15 protein-coding genes are annotated in these 17,160 nt (G+C 65.7%); all 15 read right to left on the reverse strand.

All coding sequences use genetic code 11. The features are described 5' to 3' along the window. Positions 1-21 precede the first annotated feature (21 nt). The 15 genes from rpe to CYJ22_RS00860 all read right to left on the reverse strand — a co-directional run bounded on the left by rpe (position 22) and on the right by CYJ22_RS00860 (position 17,160). The gene (rpe, locus tag CYJ22_RS00790) at positions 22-684 is read right to left on the reverse strand and encodes a ribulose-phosphate 3-epimerase (RefSeq protein ID WP_007589304.1); all 663 of its coding nucleotides are present in this window, start codon (positions 682-684) and stop codon (positions 22-24) included. Positions 685-694: 10 nt separating this feature from the next. Next, positions 695-2,167: a transcription antitermination factor NusB gene (locus CYJ22_RS00795; RefSeq protein ID WP_101600363.1), complete on the reverse strand. Its 1,473-nt coding sequence runs from the start codon at positions 2,165-2,167 to the stop codon at positions 695-697. After that, positions 2,164-3,108 carry a methionyl-tRNA formyltransferase gene (locus CYJ22_RS00800; protein WP_101600366.1) on the reverse strand — a complete coding sequence of 315 codons (945 nt, stop codon included), beginning with the start codon at positions 3,106-3,108 and terminating at the stop codon, positions 2,164-2,166. Before CYJ22_RS00800 ends, CYJ22_RS00795 begins: the two co-directional genes overlap by 4 nt. Positions 3,109-3,142: 34 nt before the next feature. Continuing rightward, positions 3,143-5,125 carry a primosomal protein N gene (locus CYJ22_RS00805; RefSeq protein WP_101600369.1) on the reverse strand — a complete coding sequence of 661 codons (1,983 nt, stop codon included), beginning with the start codon at positions 5,123-5,125 and terminating at the stop codon, positions 3,143-3,145. Between the two features lie 42 nt (positions 5,126-5,167). Continuing rightward, positions 5,168-5,803, reverse strand: coding sequence for a vitamin K epoxide reductase family protein (locus CYJ22_RS00810; RefSeq protein WP_007589261.1), 636 nt, complete (start codon positions 5,801-5,803; stop codon positions 5,168-5,170). After that, complete coding sequence (gene metK / locus CYJ22_RS00815) at positions 5,800-6,987, reverse strand: methionine adenosyltransferase (protein ID WP_007589210.1); 1,188 nt, start codon at positions 6,985-6,987, stop codon at positions 5,800-5,802. Before metK ends, CYJ22_RS00810 begins: the two co-directional genes overlap by 4 nt. Then, positions 6,984-8,213 carry a bifunctional phosphopantothenoylcysteine decarboxylase/phosphopantothenate--cysteine ligase CoaBC gene (gene coaBC / locus CYJ22_RS00820; protein ID WP_101600371.1) on the reverse strand — a complete coding sequence of 410 codons (1,230 nt, stop codon included), beginning with the start codon at positions 8,211-8,213 and terminating at the stop codon, positions 6,984-6,986. Before coaBC ends, metK begins: the two co-directional genes overlap by 4 nt. A gap of 1 nt (position 8,214) precedes the next feature. Then, positions 8,215-8,481: a DNA-directed RNA polymerase subunit omega gene (gene rpoZ / locus CYJ22_RS00825; RefSeq protein WP_003792400.1), complete on the reverse strand. Its 267-nt coding sequence runs from the start codon at positions 8,479-8,481 to the stop codon at positions 8,215-8,217. Between the two features lie 36 nt (positions 8,482-8,517). Further along, positions 8,518-9,075 carry a guanylate kinase gene (gene gmk / locus CYJ22_RS00830; protein WP_101600373.1) on the reverse strand — a complete coding sequence of 186 codons (558 nt, stop codon included), beginning with the start codon at positions 9,073-9,075 and terminating at the stop codon, positions 8,518-8,520. A gap of 27 nt (positions 9,076-9,102) precedes the next feature. Next, positions 9,103-9,414 carry an integration host factor, actinobacterial type gene (mihF, locus tag CYJ22_RS00835; RefSeq protein ID WP_007589281.1) on the reverse strand — a complete coding sequence of 104 codons (312 nt, stop codon included), beginning with the start codon at positions 9,412-9,414 and terminating at the stop codon, positions 9,103-9,105. Positions 9,415-9,515: 101 nt separating this feature from the next. Then, the gene (gene pyrF / locus CYJ22_RS00840) at positions 9,516-10,382 is read right to left on the reverse strand and encodes an orotidine-5'-phosphate decarboxylase (protein ID WP_007589276.1); all 867 of its coding nucleotides are present in this window, start codon (positions 10,380-10,382) and stop codon (positions 9,516-9,518) included. Next, positions 10,379-13,678 (reverse strand): carbamoyl-phosphate synthase large subunit, encoded by a 3,300-nt coding sequence (gene carB / locus CYJ22_RS00845; protein WP_101600375.1) that lies wholly within the window; start codon positions 13,676-13,678, stop codon positions 10,379-10,381. The genes pyrF and carB overlap by 4 nt, the downstream gene beginning before the upstream one ends. Then, entirely contained in the window at positions 13,678-14,865 is a 1,188-nt protein-coding gene (carA, locus tag CYJ22_RS00850; RefSeq protein WP_007589201.1) for a glutamine-hydrolyzing carbamoyl-phosphate synthase small subunit, read from the reverse strand. Before carA ends, carB begins: the two co-directional genes overlap by 1 nt. Further along, a complete protein-coding gene (locus tag CYJ22_RS00855) occupies positions 14,862-16,181 on the reverse strand; it encodes a dihydroorotase (RefSeq protein ID WP_101600377.1) in 1,320 nt (439 codons plus the stop codon). The genes carA and CYJ22_RS00855 overlap by 4 nt, the downstream gene beginning before the upstream one ends. Beyond that, positions 16,174-17,160, reverse strand: a complete 987-nt coding sequence (locus CYJ22_RS00860) for an aspartate carbamoyltransferase catalytic subunit (RefSeq protein WP_007589266.1) — start codon at positions 17,158-17,160, stop codon at positions 16,174-16,176. The genes CYJ22_RS00855 and CYJ22_RS00860 overlap by 8 nt, the downstream gene beginning before the upstream one ends.

Here is a 17,160-nt window from a genome sequence, read left to right on the forward strand (position 1 = left end):
GCCGCCGAAATACGTGTGCGATCAGTGTGAATGGGCGTTGGCGAGTTCGCGCAGCGCCTCGACCTCACGATGAGCGTCTTCCGCACGGAAGACTGCGGAACCCGCGACGAAGTTGTCGGCGCCGGCTTCGGCCGCACGCTCGATGGTCGCGCGGGAAATGCCGCCATCGACCTGGATCGACACCTGCAGCCCCGCGGCGTTGATGGCGGCGCGCGTGCGCTTGATCTTCGGGATCATCTGCTCGATGAAGGACTGGCCGCCGAAGCCGGGCTCAACCGTCATGATGAGGATCATGTCGAACTCGTTGAGGATGTCCACGAAGGGGGCGATGTCTGTCGCGGGCTTGAGAGCCAGGCCGGCGCGTGCACCGATGCGGTGCAGTTCGCGTGCCAGGCGCAGCGGTGCTGCTGCGGCCTCTGCGTGGAAGGTGACGGACTCGCAGCCGACCTCCGCATACTGCGGCGCCCAGCGATCCGGGTCCTCGATCATGAGGTGCGCGTCGACCGGGAGAATGCCGGACTTGACGACGGCCTCCGCGACGGGCAGACCCCACGAGAGGTTGGGGACGAAATGGTTGTCCATGACGTCGACATGAGCGATGTCCGCTCCTGCGATCTTGGTGAGCTCACCGCGCAGGTCAGCGATATCGCAGTTGAGAATCGACGGGCTAATTGTGGCGTTCATAACGCATATGCTAGCGCTTGCGCAGGCAGGCTACAAACATAAGATCCGTGCCGAAACGGTGGTCCCAGAGCTGGAGCGTCCGACCGCTAAAGCCCTTGATGACGCCCGCAGATGCCGGCACGTCCAGCGCCTCGGGTGCGCATTCGTTTGCGAGCGCCACGGTGTCAAGCAGTTCAACCTCGCCAGCCTTGAGCAGACGCTCGACCTGTTCACGCGTCTCGGCTGCGTGCGGCGAACACGTGATGTACGTGAGAACGCCTCCGGGGCGTGTCAGCGCAACTGCTCGATCGAGGAGTTCGCGCTGGAGGACCGTCAGTTCCTCCACGTCTGCGGGCGTGCGGTTCCAACGGGACTCGGGGCGTCGGCGCATCGACCCCATGCCCGAGCAGGGGGCATCGACGACGACACGGTCGAAAGAACCGAGCGGCCATGCACTCTGGCCCCCACCGAAGGTACGACCGTCGCCGCTCACGACCTCGATGGAGTCGAACTGCCGTGTCGTCCGCTCCACGAGGCGGGCGCGGTGCGGGTGCATCTCGTTGGCGGTCACGCGTGCTCCCACGCCTGCAGCGAGGCCGGCCAGAAGCGCGGCCTTGCCACCGGGACCCGCACACAGGTCGAGCCAGCGCTCGTCGGTGTCGCCCTCGAGCGGTGCGGACGCAGCGATAAGGGCAGCGAGCTGCGACCCCTCATCCTGTGCGCCGGCACGGCCGTCGCGAATCGAGGGCAGGCGCGCGGGATCGCCGGATTCAAGGAGCACTGCATACGGGGAGACAGCACCCAGGGCGACGCGCGTGTCGAGAATATCCTCGGCCTCGTCGGCGAGTTCGTCGACGCTCATCAGCGACGGGCGCGCCACCAGAGTGACCGTGGGAACCTCGTTATCAGCCTCGAGAACGTCGAGAAGTTCTTCCTCGGGGTAGCCGTGGGCCTTCAGGGCGTCGCGGAACGCAGCAACCATCCACGCCGGGTGCGAGTAGCGTACGCCGAGGGCTTGATCCTCGTCGGCGATGGCATCCATAGCTGCCTCGCGCTCGGATGGATCCTCGCGAGTGATCGAGCGCAACACGGCATTAACGAAACGCACGGGGCCATCCGTCAGGTGCTCTCGTGCGACGTCCACAGTCGCCGACACAGCAGCATGATCAGGCACTCGCATGTCGAGGAGCTGGTGGGCGCCCATGCGCAGGATGACGAGCGCGCGTGGATCGAGATCAGCCAGTGGACGATCGATGTGACGGGAGATCACCCAGTCGAGTCGGCCGATCGCACGCAGCGTGCCGTGGACGAGCTCGGAGGTGAAGGCAGCGTCCCGATCGGAGAAGTGACCGTCGCGCCGGGCTTGGCGCAGAGCCTTCGGCAACACGATGTTCGCGAACGCGCCCTGGGTCTCGACCTCGTGAAGAACGTCGTAGGCGATACGACGAGGCTCATCGGCCTTGCGCAGCTTGCGGTAGCCGTCCGCGTAACGCTTCTCGCTCATCGCTCTCCCTCCAGCTCTCCGCCAAGGCGAAGGTCTTCGGAAGGCCGCGCTCCCCTCGCCCAGGCGGCAGCGTCCATCCAGGACTTACCGGCCGGCGCCACCTTTCCGAGCACGAGAGCACCGCTCGTACACCCGACGGTGACCTGCTTCTTCGTCACTTCGAGCTGCCCGGGTTCGAGATCGTCTCGCTCCACGGGCGTTGCCTTGTCGAGCTTCATGCGTGCCCCGCCCGGCAACACCGTGTAGGCGCCGGGATTGGGCGTCACAGAACGAATGATGCGATCCTCGTACCCGGCATCGTGCGTGAACGACACGTAGCCGTCGACGTGCTCGAGGCGGCGTGCATGCGTCACGCCGTCCGACGACTGCGGTGTCGCGGTTGCATGGCCAGCAGCGAGCGCATCGACGACGCCGAGCACCTGGTCCGCCCCGGCCTCGGCCATGGATGAGAGCAGCTCGCCCGCGCTCTCATGTCCGATCGGAACCTCGACGCGCGAATAGACGTCGCCCGTATCCAGGCCCTCCTCGAGGTTGAACACGCAGGACGCGGTCGTCGCATCCCCCTCGCGAATCGCCCACTGGACAGGAGCAGCTCCGCGCCACCTCGGCAGATCCGAGAAATGCAGGTTTACCCACCCGTGTACGGGCATTGCGAGCACGATCGGGGGTACGAGGCCGCCGTAAGCAACAACGACACCGAGGTCCGCCTGCACGTCCTCGATACGCTGAGCGATGTCGGGGGTCTTCAGCGTCGTTGTCTCCAACAGTTCCACGCCGAATTCGGCGGCGACTTCCGCCACCGGTGACGGGTACATCGTCTTTCCGCGGCCGCGCCGAGCCGGTGGACGAGTGATGACGAGGGCGACCTCGTGGGACGACGACAGCAGGGCCCGCAGCGTGGGAACTGCGGCCTCGGGGGTACCAGCAAAAATAATGCGCACGGCCGCCAGTTTACGGCACTGCGCAGGCCATGACTCAGAAGAGCTCGGGTGGGTTCACGCTCATTTTGACGAGCGGAACCTTGCGGGCACTGCGCGAGCGTCGAATCTCGGTAAGAACGGCGAGCATCGACGTTGCCCCGGCCAACGGGCTTCGCACCAGCGTGCGCACTTCGTTTTCCTCGCCTTCGCGCGTCGCCGGGCGCACGACGGTGCCGACCAGCTCCGCTCCTCCATCGCGAATGACCTGTTCGGCAACTTGACGGACCTGAGCCGCTGGCCCATCGAGGGCGACCATCGTCGTAGCCGGGAAAAAGCCGAGAGCCTCACGCTCGTCGAGAAGCCGGTCGGCGTAGTCGGTGGGAGCCCAGCGCACGAGTGCCTGCCCCAAGGCATCGGGAATCGTCCCGACAACGAGGCCGTGGTGGCCTGGGCGGACAAGAGACAGCGCGTTGAGCCACCGCCGAGCAGCCTCCTCAGGGGCCCACAGTTCGGCTCGCCCAGCCAATGCGTGCGCGTCGAGGATGATGGCGGCGGCGTAGCCACCGTCCACGTCTGGCTCAGCGCCCGGCGTCGCAACAACGACCGTGGGGCGTGAGGGCAGCTGGCGGCTGATTCTGTGGGCAGCCGATGACTCGAGGACCGACGCGTCCGGGAGGTTGCGTGCAATCTCCTCGGCGGTACGTGTAGACCCCACGCGAGCTGCGCGTAGCTCAGTTCCCGAGCAGTGTGGGCACCGCCAAGTACCAGTGGCGCGGGCACACCACGAACAGGTGACCTCTCCCCCACTATTGACTGCGAGGGGACCTGAGCAATGGCGGCAGCGCGCACGCTCGCCGCAACGGCGGCACACGACCGTGGGCCAATAGCCGGACGCAGCGACCTGGATGAGAACGGGGCCTTCGCGCAGGCCCTGGCGAATCATGCGCAACGCTGCCGGGGGGATGCGCATGTGACCGCTGGCGCCCTCACGTTCTGCTTCCGTCGCGCCGTGCAGATGCACGCGTGGAGTCGCGTCGCGCAGCGCGCCGGGCACCGGATCGAGACTGACCGCCCATCCAGAACGGATGAGAGCCTGTGCCTTCACCGAGCGTGCGAAGGAAGCAACAAGGAGTCCCGCGCCCTCCACCGCGCACCGTTGAACGGCAACGTCGAGAACGTCGCAGCGCGGGAACCGGCGCTCACGCAGCCGATCGTCGCCGTCGTCGCAGATGACGATGAGGCCCAGCTTCGCACAGGGAACCCACACTGCCGAGCGCGTGCCGACCACAATCGGAAGACGCCCGAGTGTCGCGGCTGCGTGGATGCGGTAACGCTCCTCGGGCGACACCTCACCGCCTGTGACAGCGACGGGCACCCCGAGGTCCTCCTCGAGTGCACGTGCGTATCGTGCGGCGTCCTCTCCGGTGGCAGTCACGATGATGGCGCTGCGCCCCGACGAAACAGTGGCAGCGACGGCATCCGACAGGCACGCGCGCATCCGGGGACGCAGCGCGGTCACGACTGCACGCGGAGACTCTCCGGCTGCAAGGCGGTGAAGCAACGCGTCGCCAGCACGATACGATGCCCAGCCTTCGGAAACAGTCGGAGCTTGAACGGATGGCCACACCGACTCGTGTGCCTGTACGACGGTCTTTTCGCCGCGCGCATGTCGGGGTGGGATAGCGAGCGACAGGACCTGCGAGGTCGTTGCGAGAAACCGCGTCGCGATGCGACGTGCAACCTCGTACAGTGCGGGCGTCAGCACTGGGATTGCAGACGATACCGATTCGATCTGCGCGGTGTCGTCAAGCACATCGCGACGTGTACGCTCAACGATCCAGCCGTCGACGCGAGTCCCGGAAAACCGTACGCGAACTGCGCGGCCGACCTCGGCCTCGTCAATGAACTTGTCAGGAACGACGTAATCGAGCGGCCGATCCACGTGCGGCAGATCGACGTCAACGAGCACGCGAGCGATCTCCGCGGCCCGAGACCGCGGCGGATCAAAACCGTCAAGCATGCCCTGTTGGGAAGTCATGATCCTAGTGAATCACGGCCAGCACACATCTGCGTCCCGCTCTCAGCCGAGAAGCTTCAGCCCGTACTTCGCGACCACCATGGCGAGCACGCCAAAGACGATCAGACCCCACAGGGCCCAGTCGAGGCCCTGGGCGACGATACGCCGCAGTCCCTCGGGCGCCGGGATGACGCCATCGCGAATATTGATGCGAGTAATTCCTCCGAAGACGAGCGTTGTCGTCAGGGTGATCAGCAGGCACCACGGGCACAGCACCTGGATGATGAAATACGACTGTCCGAACAGCCAGAACGCAAAGAACAGCGCGATTGTGTACAGCAGGTTCGTGCCCAGCATGTACCAGCGCGGGAACTTCACGCCCGCGAAAATGGCGACGGAAATCGCGAGAACCACGGCCTCGAAAAAGATGCCGAGGAAAGCATTGGGAAAGCCGAGGATCCGTGCCTGCCACGTCTGCGCAACCGCCGAACACGACAAGACGGATGAAATATCGCAGCCGAAGCGCGCCGAAGAATCAGCGGCCAGCTGCCATGCCTCGATCGAGAGGACGAACGACGTGACGAGGCCGATGAAGCCGGAGATGATCATCTCCAGGCTCGTGCGCCGACGCCACGCGCGCCGAGCGTCCTCGGTCTCGTACGAAGGCAGGTAGTCCTCGGCTGCCAAGGCCTCGCTCATGCGAGCGCAGCCTTGAGCTGGTCGACGCGGTTGGTCGCCTCCCACGGGAACTGGTCGCGGCCGAAGTGGCCGTAGGCAGCGGTCTCGCGGTAGATCGGACGCAGCAGATCGAGGTCCTCGATCATGCCGAGGGGACGCAGGTCGAAGACCTCGCGGATGGCGTCCGCGATGCGCTCCTCGGGCACCGAAGCGGTCCCAAAGGTATCGACATATAGGCCGATCGGGCGAGCGCGTCCAATCGCGTAGGCAAGCTGAATTTCGCACCGCTGAGCGATGCCGGCGGCAACGACGTTCTTAGCCACCCAACGGGCGGCGTAGGTAGCGGAACGATCGACCTTCGACGGGTCCTTGCCGGAGAAGGCGCCGCCGCCGTGACGGGCCATGCCGCCGTAGGTGTCGACGATGATCTTGCGGCCGGTGAGGCCGGCGTCAGCAGCGGGACCACCCAGGACGAAACGACCTGAGGGGTTGATCAGGGTCTTCATGGAGTCGGTCGCCAACGCCAGGCCAGACTCTTCGATGACGGGGTGAATGACGTAGTCACGCACAGCGTCGGCGATCGCCGACTGCGACAGCGCCTCGTCGTGCTGGGTGGACACGACGACCGTGTCGATACCCACCGGGCGACCGTCCTCGTACGCGAGAGTCACCTGGGTCTTGCCGTCGGGACGCAGCCCTTCAACGATGCCCTGCTTGCGAACGTCAGTCAGGCGCTTCGCGAGGCGGTGTGCCAGCCAAATGGGGGCGGGCATGAGGTCCGGGGTGTCCGAAGAAGCGTAGCCGAACATGATGCCCTGGTCGCCCGCGCCGAGACGGTCGCGCGGGTCACCGCCCTGGGTGCCGCGCACCTCAAGAGCTTCATCAACGCCACCGGCAATGTCGGGGCTCTGGCCGTCGAGCGACACGGACACGCCGCAGGAGGCACCGTCGAAGCCAACGCGTGACGAGTCGTAGCCGATCGACAGGATCTCGCGACGAACGATCTCCGGGATCTCGACGTACGCCTCGGTCGTCACCTCACCGGCGATGTGGATGAGACCGGTGGCCGCCATCGTCTCGACGGCAACGCGCGAGCGGGGATCGGCGGCAAGCAGCGCGTCGAGGATCGCATCGGAAATACGGTCACAGACCTTGTCGGGGTGACCTTCGGTAACGGACTCAGAAGAAAAAAGCTGTTGACTCACCGCTTTAGATTATCAAGGAATGAAGCCATATGGCCGACAAGACCAGCAGCCACCTCATCCTTTGAGCCGACGTAACGGCCAGCGATGGCCCCGCGTGCATCAAGGAGGCGAATGTCGTTGGGGACGTCGCCGAATCCGACGCTCTCCCCCACCCGATTCAGGCAGATGAAATCAGCTCCCTTTCGTGCTGCCTTATCAGCGCCGTAGGCGAGAATCTCCTCCTCGGTGCCGGTCTCTGCAGCGAATCCGACGACGAGGGGCGGGCGCTGCTCGCTGTGCCCGATCTCGGCGAGGATATCGGGATTACGAACCAGGCGAATTGTCGGAGCTTCCTCGTTGGATGGGTCCTTCTTGATCTTCGACTCCGAGGCGGCTTCGGGCCGAAAGTCCGCGACGGCTGCCGTCATCACAAGAGCATCGGCATCGGCCACCTGAGCGATTGTTGCCTCACGCATCTGCAGGGCGCTCCCCACTCGGGTCACCTGCACGGCCGTTGGCAATGTTGCGAGCAAAGCCGACTCGACGTTTGCGGCGATCACGCGTACGGATGCGCCGGCTCGCGCCGCTGCCGACGCGATCGCCAGTCCCTGACGGCCGGACGACTGATTGCCCAGAAAACGTACCGGATCGATGGGTTCACGCGTGCCGCCGGCGGTGATAACAACCGTGCGACCAGCAAGAGCGCTCGATGCCTGCTCGTGAGCATCGAGGACCTCGAGAGCCGCACGCGCGATGTCCACAGGTTCGGGAAGGCGGCCGACACCGCTGTCGCCGGAACCAAGCGCGCCAGAAGCAGGTTCGATGACGTGGAAGCCGCGCTCACGAAGCGTTTGAACGTTCGCCTGCGTAGCGGGCGCCAGCCACATGTTGGAATGCATCGCAGGGGCAACGACAACGGGAGCGTCCGATGCGAGAACCGTCAGCGACACCATGTCGTCGGCGAAGCCGCCAGCAAGGCGCGCCAAAGAATTCGCGGTCGCGGGCACGATGACGATGAGATCCGCGACGCGAGCAAGCTCCACGTGCTCGGCGCGCCCCTCCCCCGCAATATCCACGGCGACCGGGCGGGACGTGATGCCCTCCCAGGTGGAACGGCCAACGAAATCCAAAGACGCGCGCGTCGCAGCGACATACACGTCGTGGCCCGCGCGTTGACACTCGCGGACCACGATGGGTGCTTTAAAGGCTGCGACGCCGCCGGTGACTCCGACGACGATCGTTGCCATGTCAGGCCTCGGGGTTAGCTTCGAGAGACAGGAGGCCTTCGTTGATCTCACGCAGGGAAACCGCAAGCGGCTTCTCATCCGGCTGCACGTCGACGACCGGACCCACGAACTGGATCATGTTCTGCTGAAGCTGCAGATTGTACGAGTTAATCTGGCGCGCACGCTTCGCGGCGAAGATAACCAGCGCGTACTTGGAATCGACGTGCTCCAGCAGATCGTCAATGGGCGGGGACGTGATGCCCACGGGCTGGGCAACAATTCCGGACATGCGTGTATTCCTCTCAGTGGCGGATTCAGATAGATACTACTCCAGGCCAATGAGCCGAGCCAGCTCATCCACCGCGCGCTCCACGTCGTCGTTGATCACAACTTGGTCGAACTCCGAGGCGGCCTCGAGCTCAACACGGGCGGTAGCCAGACGGCGAGCCTGTTCCTCGGGGCCTTCCGTGCCGCGGCCGATCAGGCGACTTTCGAGCTCCTCCCACGAAGGCGGAGCGAGGAAAATGAACTGCGCGTCGGGCCTGTTGGTGCGGACCTGGCGCGCGCCGGCCAGGTCGATCTCAAGAAGCACGGGCTTGCCAGCAGCGAGGGCTTCATCGACGGGTCCGCGAGGCGTACCGTACTTGTTTTTTCCATGAACAAGCGCCCACTCCAACATGTCTCCGCGTTCGATCATTGCATCGAACTCTTGGGCGGAAACGAAGTAGTAGTGGACGCCGTTCAGTTCACCGGGCCGAGGATCGCGAGTTGTTGCCGAGACCGACACGTTGAGCGTCGGGTAGCGCTTTGTGAGCGCAGCGACAACAGTTCCCTTTCCAACGGCTGTAGGGCCAGCGAGGACAGTCAGTTGAGCCTTAGTCATGACTCAAGTGTGCCACGCTCGACTGCGTCAGCCGAAACGCTCGACGAGCGCCTTCCGCTGGACGGGGCCGAGGCCACGCACACGCCTGCTCTGGGCGATCTTGTACTCGTCCATCAGTACGGCAGCCGTGTTCGTGCCGACGCGCGGCAGCGACTCCAGTAGCGAAACGACCTTCATCTTCGCGACTGCTTCGTCTGAATCAGCGAGTTCCAAAACCTCCGACAGGTTCATCGAGCGCGCCTTGAGCGCGTTCTTCACTTCGGCGCGACGCCTCCGTGCCTGCGTTGCCTTCTCGAGAGCCTGCGCCCTCTGTTCTGGCGTGAGATCAGGTAGTGCCATTCTGATCATCTCCTCGGTTGGGATCTTCGGTAAATAAACTATGTCACCTTCCAGACCACTAGTGCCAGACCAAAACGCTGCTTCTTTAGTAACACAGCAGATTATTGCAGCGAATCGACCGTTGCACGGTAGGCGTCTCGAAGGCCGGCGATACTCGGGCCGGAGCGCAAGATTGCACGGGAAGACGAGGCAAGGACAGCATCTTCGGCTCCGGCGAAAACCTCCCTGACCTGCGCCGGGCCAGCGCCCTGTGCACCCACTCCTGGAGCCAAAAAAGCGCCATTCAGCGACGCGAGATCGATGCCCAAACGCTTCACCGCATCGCCGACCGTGGCCCCGACGACGATGCCCGCGGGGCCGAGATGGTGTTGGTCACAATGACTGTTAAAGTCCGCCAGTTGGGACACGACACGGCCTGCGACGCTGGTTCCATCTTCGCCGCGGGCGTGCTGCACGGAGGCTCCCTCGGGGTTGGACGTGAGCGCCAAGACGAACACTCCCCTGCCGGTCTGTCGCGCCAACTCAAGGGCGGGGGTCAGCGATCCGACGCCGAGGTAGGGCGAGAGCGTGACCGCATCGCCGGCGAGCGGAGAAGAATCCGACAGGAATGCCTGCGCATAGCCGTCCATCGTCGAGCCGATGTCACCGCGCTTCGCATCCACAATGCACAGCGTGCCGACCTCGCGGCAGGCGGCGATAACCTCTTCGAGGACCGCGACACCGCGAGATCCGTGCCGTTCGAAGAAGGCGGCTTGGGGCTTAAATGCGGCGACGCGACCGCCGAGCGCCTCGATGACGCGAAGAGAGAACTCTCGCACACCGTTCGCGTTGTCGTCAAGTCCCCATTCCTGCAGCAGGCCCGCGTGAGGATCGATGCCCACGCACACGGGTCCATACGCGCGCATGGCGGCGTAGAGACGGTCGCCGAAGCAGGCGGCGGCACCAGGTTTGATTGCGGCAGTAGTCATCGTGTCTCCTCCGATCGAATCGAATCCCATTCCTGCAGGGAGCGCACAGAGTAGGCTCCGCGCATACGCACTTCGATGGCCTGGACCATCGCGTTAAATGCCTGGAGCGTGGTCACGGCCGGTCGATCCTGCGAGGCTGCGGCCGCGCGGATCTGGTAGCCGTCATTACGCGGGGCGCTGCGCTGAGGCGTGTTAACAACCATGTCGATCGAGCCGTCGTTAATGAGGTCGACGACCGTGGGCTCGCCGCCGTCGCCACGGCCCTCGGAGGACTTACGAACAGCCTGAGCCTCGATGCCATTGCGGCGCAGAACCGATGCCGTTCCGGAGGTTGCGAGGATGTTAAAGCCCATCTCGTGCATGCGTGCTGCCGGCAGCACGATAGCGCGCTTGTCCGTGTCCGCAATCGAAATGAAGACGGTACCCGACGTCGGCATGTCGGTCGATGCGCCGAGCTGGGACTTGGCGAATGCCGTCGGGAAGTCACGGTCGATGCCCATGACCTCGCCGGTCGAGCGCATCTCGGGACCGAGGACGGTGTCAACGATCTCGCCCTTATCCGTTCGGAAGCGCTTGAAGGGCAGAACGGCGGCCTTGACGGCAATCGAGCCACCGTCGTGGATCTCGCGGGCGTCGTGGGTGGGCAGCAGGCCCTCCTCGCGCAGCGAGGCGATTGTCGCACCCACCTGAATGAGAGCAGCGGCCTTTGCGAGCTGCACGCCTGTCGCCTTCGACGCGAAGGGAACAGTACGCGAGGCACGCGGGTTCGCCTCGATAACGTAGAGGGTGTCGGAGAGCAGGGCGAACTGAATGTTGATCAGGCCGCGCACGCCGACGCCGCGCGCGATCGCCTCTGTGGAGGCCGTGATGCGTTCGAGTTCGCGCGCGGACAGGGTCATGGGCGGCAGCACGCAGGAGGAGTCACCCGAGTGGATGCCAGCCTCCTCGATGTGCTCCATGATCGCGCCCATGAAGAGTTCCTCGCCGTCGTACAGGGCGTCGACATCGATCTCAATGGCCGCGTCCAGGAAGCGGTCGATGAGGAGCGGACCGCGCGAGAACAGCAGCTCGGAGTCGTGGCTTGCGAGGTATTCGCGGAGCGCCGGCTCGTCGTTGATGATCGCCATGCCGCGTCCACCCAGCACGAAGGAAGGGCGAACGAGAACCGGATAGCCGACCTGCTGAGCCACGGCGATGACCTGCTCGGGCGTGTTCGCAGTGTCGTGCGCGGGAGCCGGGCACTGCGCGGCCTCGAGAACCTTGCCGAACTCCTCGCGGTCCTCGGCCAGGTCGATGGCGCGCGGGCTGGTGCCCAGGATCGGAACGCCGGCGCGCTCGAGATCTGCGGCGAGCGACAGTGGGGTCTGGCCGCCGAGCTGGACGATCATGCCCTTGACGGGGCCGGCCGCGCACTCGGCGCGGTAGATCTCCAGGACGTCTTCGAGCGTGAGGGGCTCGAAGTAGAGGCGGTCCGAGATGTCGTAGTCGGTCGACACCGTTTCGGGGTTGCAGTTGACCATGATGGTCTCGTAGTGCTCGCGCAGCGACATGGCCGCGTGCACGCACGAGTAGTCGAACTCGATACCCTGACCGATGCGGTTGGGACCAGCGCCCAGGATGATGACGGCCTCGCGCTCGCGCGGACGGACCTCGTTCTCCTGGTCGTAGGTCGAGTAGTGGTAGGGCGTGCGGGCCGCGAACTCGGCGGCGCAGGTGTCGACCGTCTTGAAGACGGGGTGGATGCCAAACGCGCCGCGCACCTCGCGCACCGTGTCCTCGGACAGGCCGCGCATCGCTGCGATCTGACGGTCGGAGAAGCCGTGGCGCTTCGCCTCGGCGAGGACGTCGCCCGTGAGCGCCTCGGCCTCGCGAATGCGGGTCGCGACCTCGTCGAGGAGGAACATCTGGTCGAGGAACCACGGGTCGATCTTCGTCGACTCGAAGAGCTCCTCGAGCGTCGCGCCACCACGGATCGCCTGCTGGACCTGGACGAGACGTCCCTCGGTGCCGACTGCGGCGGCCTCAACCAGGGCGCGGGTTTCTTCGGGGGTGGGTGCCTCTCCGTCCCAGTGGAACTGCACACCGCCCTTATCGATCGAGCGCAGGGCCTTCTGCAGTGCCTCCGTGTAGGAGCGACCGATCGCCATGGCCTCGCCCACGGCCTTCATCGAGGTGGTGAGGGTCGGGTCGGCGGCCGGGAACTTCTCGAAGGTGAAGCGTGGGACCTTAACGACCACGTAGTCGAGCGTCGGTTCGAACGAGGCCGGGGTCGAGCCCGTGATGTCGTTCGGGATCTCGTCGAGCGTGTAGCCGGTGGCAAGGCGCGCGGCGATCTTCGCGATCGGGAAGCCCGTCGCCTTCGAGGCCAGCGCGGACGAACGCGACACGCGCGGGTTCATCTCGATGACGATAATGCGGCCCGTCTCGGGGTGGATCGCGAACTGAATGTTACAGCCGCCCGTGTCCACGCCCACGGCACGAATGACGGCGATGCCGATGTCGCGCAGACGCTGCATCTCGCGGTCGGTGAGGGTCAGCGCCGGAGCGACCGTGATGGAATCGCCCGTGTGCACGCCGACCGGGTCGACGTTCTCGATCGAACACACGACGACGACGTTGTCCGCCTTGTCCCGCATGAGCTCGAGCTCGTATTCCTTCCAGCCGAGGATCGATTCCTCGAGGAGAACCTCGGTCGTAATCGAAGCGGCCAGACCCTGGCCGGCGATGCGCTCGAGGTCTTCGGGGGTGTAAGCAAAACCGGAGCCGAGGCCGCCCATTGTGAAGGAGGGACGAACGACGAGGGGGTAGCCAAGCTCGGCGGCGGCCGCGTGGCACTCCTCCATCGTGTGGGCGATGAACGAGCGGGCGACCTCGGCACCGGAGCGCTCGACGATCTCCTTGAACTCCTCGCGGTCCTCGCCGGCGCGGATCGCGTCGATGGATGCGCCGATCAGCTCGACGTTGAAACGCTCAAGAACGCCCATTTCGGAGAGCGCGACGGCCGTGTTCAGCGCCGTCTGACCGCCCAGCGTGGGAAGCAGTGCGTCGGGACGCTCTTTCTCGATGATCGAGGCCACGACCTCCGGGGTGATCGGCTCGACGTACGTGGCGTCGGCGATGCCGGGGTCGGTCATGATGGTCGCCGGGTTGGAGTTGACGAGGATGACGCGCAGGCCCTCCTCCTTCAGCACGCGGCATGCCTGCGTGCCTGAGTAGTCGAACTCGCACGCCTGGCCGATGACAATGGGGCCCGATCCGATGACGAGGACGGAGGACAGATCGTTCCTGCGGGGCATCAGTGGGTCTCCTTAGCGGCAGTCATCAGGGAAATAAAGCGATCGAAGAGCAGCTCGCCGTCGTGCGGGCCCGCAGCTGCCTCGGGGTGGTACTGAACGGAGAAGGCAGGAATGTCCAGGGCGCGCAGGCCCTCGACGACGCCGTCATTGAGGCCGACGTGCGAGACTTCGACGCGCCCGTAGCGGCCCGACTCGAAGGGAGCGACCGAAGGCTCCCCCACCGGTGCGTCCACGGCGAAGCCGTGGTTGTGAGCGGTGATCTCCACGCGGCCCGTGGCCACGTCCTGCACCGGCTGGTTGATGCCGCGGTGACCATAGTCCAGCTTGTAGGTGCCGTAGCCAAGCGCACGACCGAAGAGCTGGTGACCGAAACAAATACCGAAGTACGGAATACCCGCGTCGAGGACCGCGCGCAGCACTCCGATCTCGCGGTCGGCCGTCGACGGATCACCGGGGCCGTTGGAGAAGAAGACGCCGTCCGGCTTGAGCGCCTCGATGTCGGCGAAGGACGCGGTGGAGGGCACCACGTAGACGCGCGCGCCACGCGCGGCCAGGTGGTACGGCGTGCGCGACTTGATACCCAGGTCGACAGCGACGACGCGCGCGATGGGTTCCTTGCCCTCGAAGTCGCCGAGGGGCTCTACCACGTAGGTCTCGTCCGTCGATACCTCGGCGGCCAGCGCCTGGCCGCTCATCGCCGGCGACTCGGCGACGATACGCACGAGGGAGGCCACGGCCTCGTCCCCCAGGTACTGCGCGCCCACGGGCAGCGCGTCACCCGAGAAAATGCCGGCGCGCATCGCTCCGCGCTCGCGGATGTGGCGGGTGATCGCACGGGTGTCGACGTCCGCGATGCCGACGATGCCCTGAGAGATCAGCTCGTCCTCGAGCTCGCGGCGCGAGCGCCAGTTGGAGGCGCGGCGGGCCGCGTCGCGCACGACGAAGCCCGCGACCCAGATGCGCGAGGATTCGGGATCCTCGTCGTTGACACCGGTGTTGCCGATGTGCGGGGCCGTCATCACGACGATCTGGCGGTGGTACGACGGGTCGGTGAGCGTCTCCTGGTAGCCCGTCATGCCGGTCGAGAACACGATCTCGCCGAGCGTGCGGCCCTGCGCACCCCATGCGCGGCCCTTGAAAACGGTGCCGTCCTCCAGGACGAGCAGAGCGATATCGGACGTGGTCATCGGTCCTCCTTGGCAATCGGGGTGGCGTCGACGACCGTCGGGACGCCGTTGTAGATCGTGTAGCGCACCTGTCCGGGCAGTTCCATGCCGCGGAAGGGGCAGTTCGTGGAGCGTGTCCACTGCTTGGCGGGGTCAACCGTCACGCGCACCGTTGCATCCACGAGGGTGACGTGTGCGGGGGCACCGACGACCAGGCCCTGGCCCTGCGATTCCACGCGGCCGATCTGGGCGGGAACCGTCGACATCACGCGAGCAACGTCCGCCCAGTCCATGCGGCCCGTGTTCACCATCGTCTCAATGATGATCGGCAGCGCAGTCTCCAAGCCGGTCATGCCGAACGCGCCGGCCTGCCACTCGCAGTCCTTCATCTCCAGCGGGTGGGGCGCGTGATCGGTGCCGATGCAGTCGATCGTGCCGTCGGCGAGGCCTTCGCGCACCGCCTCGACGTCCTCAGCCCGGCGCAGCGGCGGGTTCACCTTGTAGAGCGGGTCGTAGGTGGCGGCCAGCTGCTCGGTGAGGAGCAGGTGGTGAGGCGTGGCCTCGGCCGTGATATCCACGCCCTGTGCCTTACCCCAGCGCACGAGGTCAACCGAACCTGCGGTCGACAGGTGACACACGTGCAGGCGCGAGCCGACGTGCTTGGCGAGCAGGATGTCGCGGGCGATGATCGCCTCTTCGGCGACGGCCGGCCAACCGGCCAGACCGAGCTCGCCGGACAGCGTCGACTCGTTCATCTGAGCGCCCTCGGTAAGGGCCGGATCCTGGCTGTGCTGGGCGATCACGCCGCCGAAGCCCTTGACGTATTCGAGGGCGCGGCGCATGAGGACGGGATCGGACACGCACTTGCCGTCGTCGGAGAAGACGCGAACCTTCGAGCGTGAACGGGCCATCGAACCGAGGGAGGCGAGCTGCTTACCTTCCAGGCCCTTGGTAACGGCACCGACAGGACGCACCTCGACCCAGTCGGCCTCCTCGCCCAGGCGCAGCACCTGGTCGACGATGGCTGCCGTGTCCTGCGTGGGCGTCGTGTTGGCCATTGCGTGGACAGCGGTGTAGCCGCCGACTGCAGCCGCACGGGTGCCGGTGAAGACGGTCTCGGCGTCCTCCCCGCCGGGCTGGCGCAGGTGGGTGTGGATGTCGACGAGGCCGGGCAGGGCGATGAGGCCCTCAGCGTCGATGATGCGCGGGTCACGCAGGGCGTTGCGGGCGTCGGCGCCGATCGCGACGATGGTGCCACCGGACAGCGCAATGTCGGTGGGCTCGCCGCCGAGCAGCGAGGCGCCGGTGATCAGGATGTCACGGGTCTGTTCAGTCATTGCTGTGTCCTTCCGATGCGAGAAGCAGGTAGAGGGCGGCCATGCGGATGCACACACCGTTCGACACCTGCTCGACGATGACAGATTGGTCTGAGTCGGCTGCCTCGGCGCAGATTTCGAGGCCTCGGTTCATCGGGCCGGGATGCATGACGACGGCGTTGGGCGCCAGTGTGGCGAAGCGTGCCGGGGTGAGGCCGTACTCCGCGTGGTAGGCGCCGGGCGACGGGAAGAAACCACCGCCCGCGCTCGACATGCGCTCGCGCTGCACGCGCAGCATCATGACCGCATCGGGCTTGGCCGCCAGGGCCTCGTCAAAGTTGTAGGAGGTGTCGCAGTTCCAGGTCTCCACCCCGATCGGCAGGAGCGTCGGGGGTGCCACGAGGGTGACGCGGGCGCCCAGGAGCGTCAGGAGATCGACGTTGGAGCGCGCCACGCGCGAGTGGAGAACATCCCCGACGATGACGACGTGTGCGCCGTCGAGGCCGGAGCCGGGGGCGGGCGTTCCATCCTCGCCGAGCGACGGAGCGTAGTGGCGGCGCAGGGTCATCGCGTCGAGGAGCGCCTGCGTCGGATGCTGGTGGGTGCCGTCACCCGCGTTGAGGACCGGCAGATTCATCCAGCCGGCGTGCGCGAGACGGTGTGCGGCGCCCGACGAGGAGTGGCGCACGATGACCGCGTCCGCACCCATGGCCTCCAGTGTGAGCGCGGTGTCCTTGAGGGACTCACCCTTGGAGACCGAGGAGCCGCGGGACTGGAAGTTGATGACGTCGGCGCTCAGGCGCTTGGCGGCGGTCTCAAAGGAGATGCGGGTGCGCGTCGAATCCTCGAAAAAGAGGTTGACGACGGTCTTGCCCTGAAGCGTCGGAAGCTTCTTCACGCCGTGGCGCTGAGTGGCGGCCATCTGCTCCGCCGTGTCGAGGATCAGAATCGCCTCCTCGCGCGTCAAGTCACGGATCGAAATGAGATGGCTCAGGCTCAT

This window comes from Schaalia odontolytica (assembly GCF_002847525.1).
Classification (GTDB): domain Bacteria; phylum Actinomycetota; class Actinomycetes; order Actinomycetales; family Actinomycetaceae; genus Pauljensenia; species Pauljensenia odontolytica_B.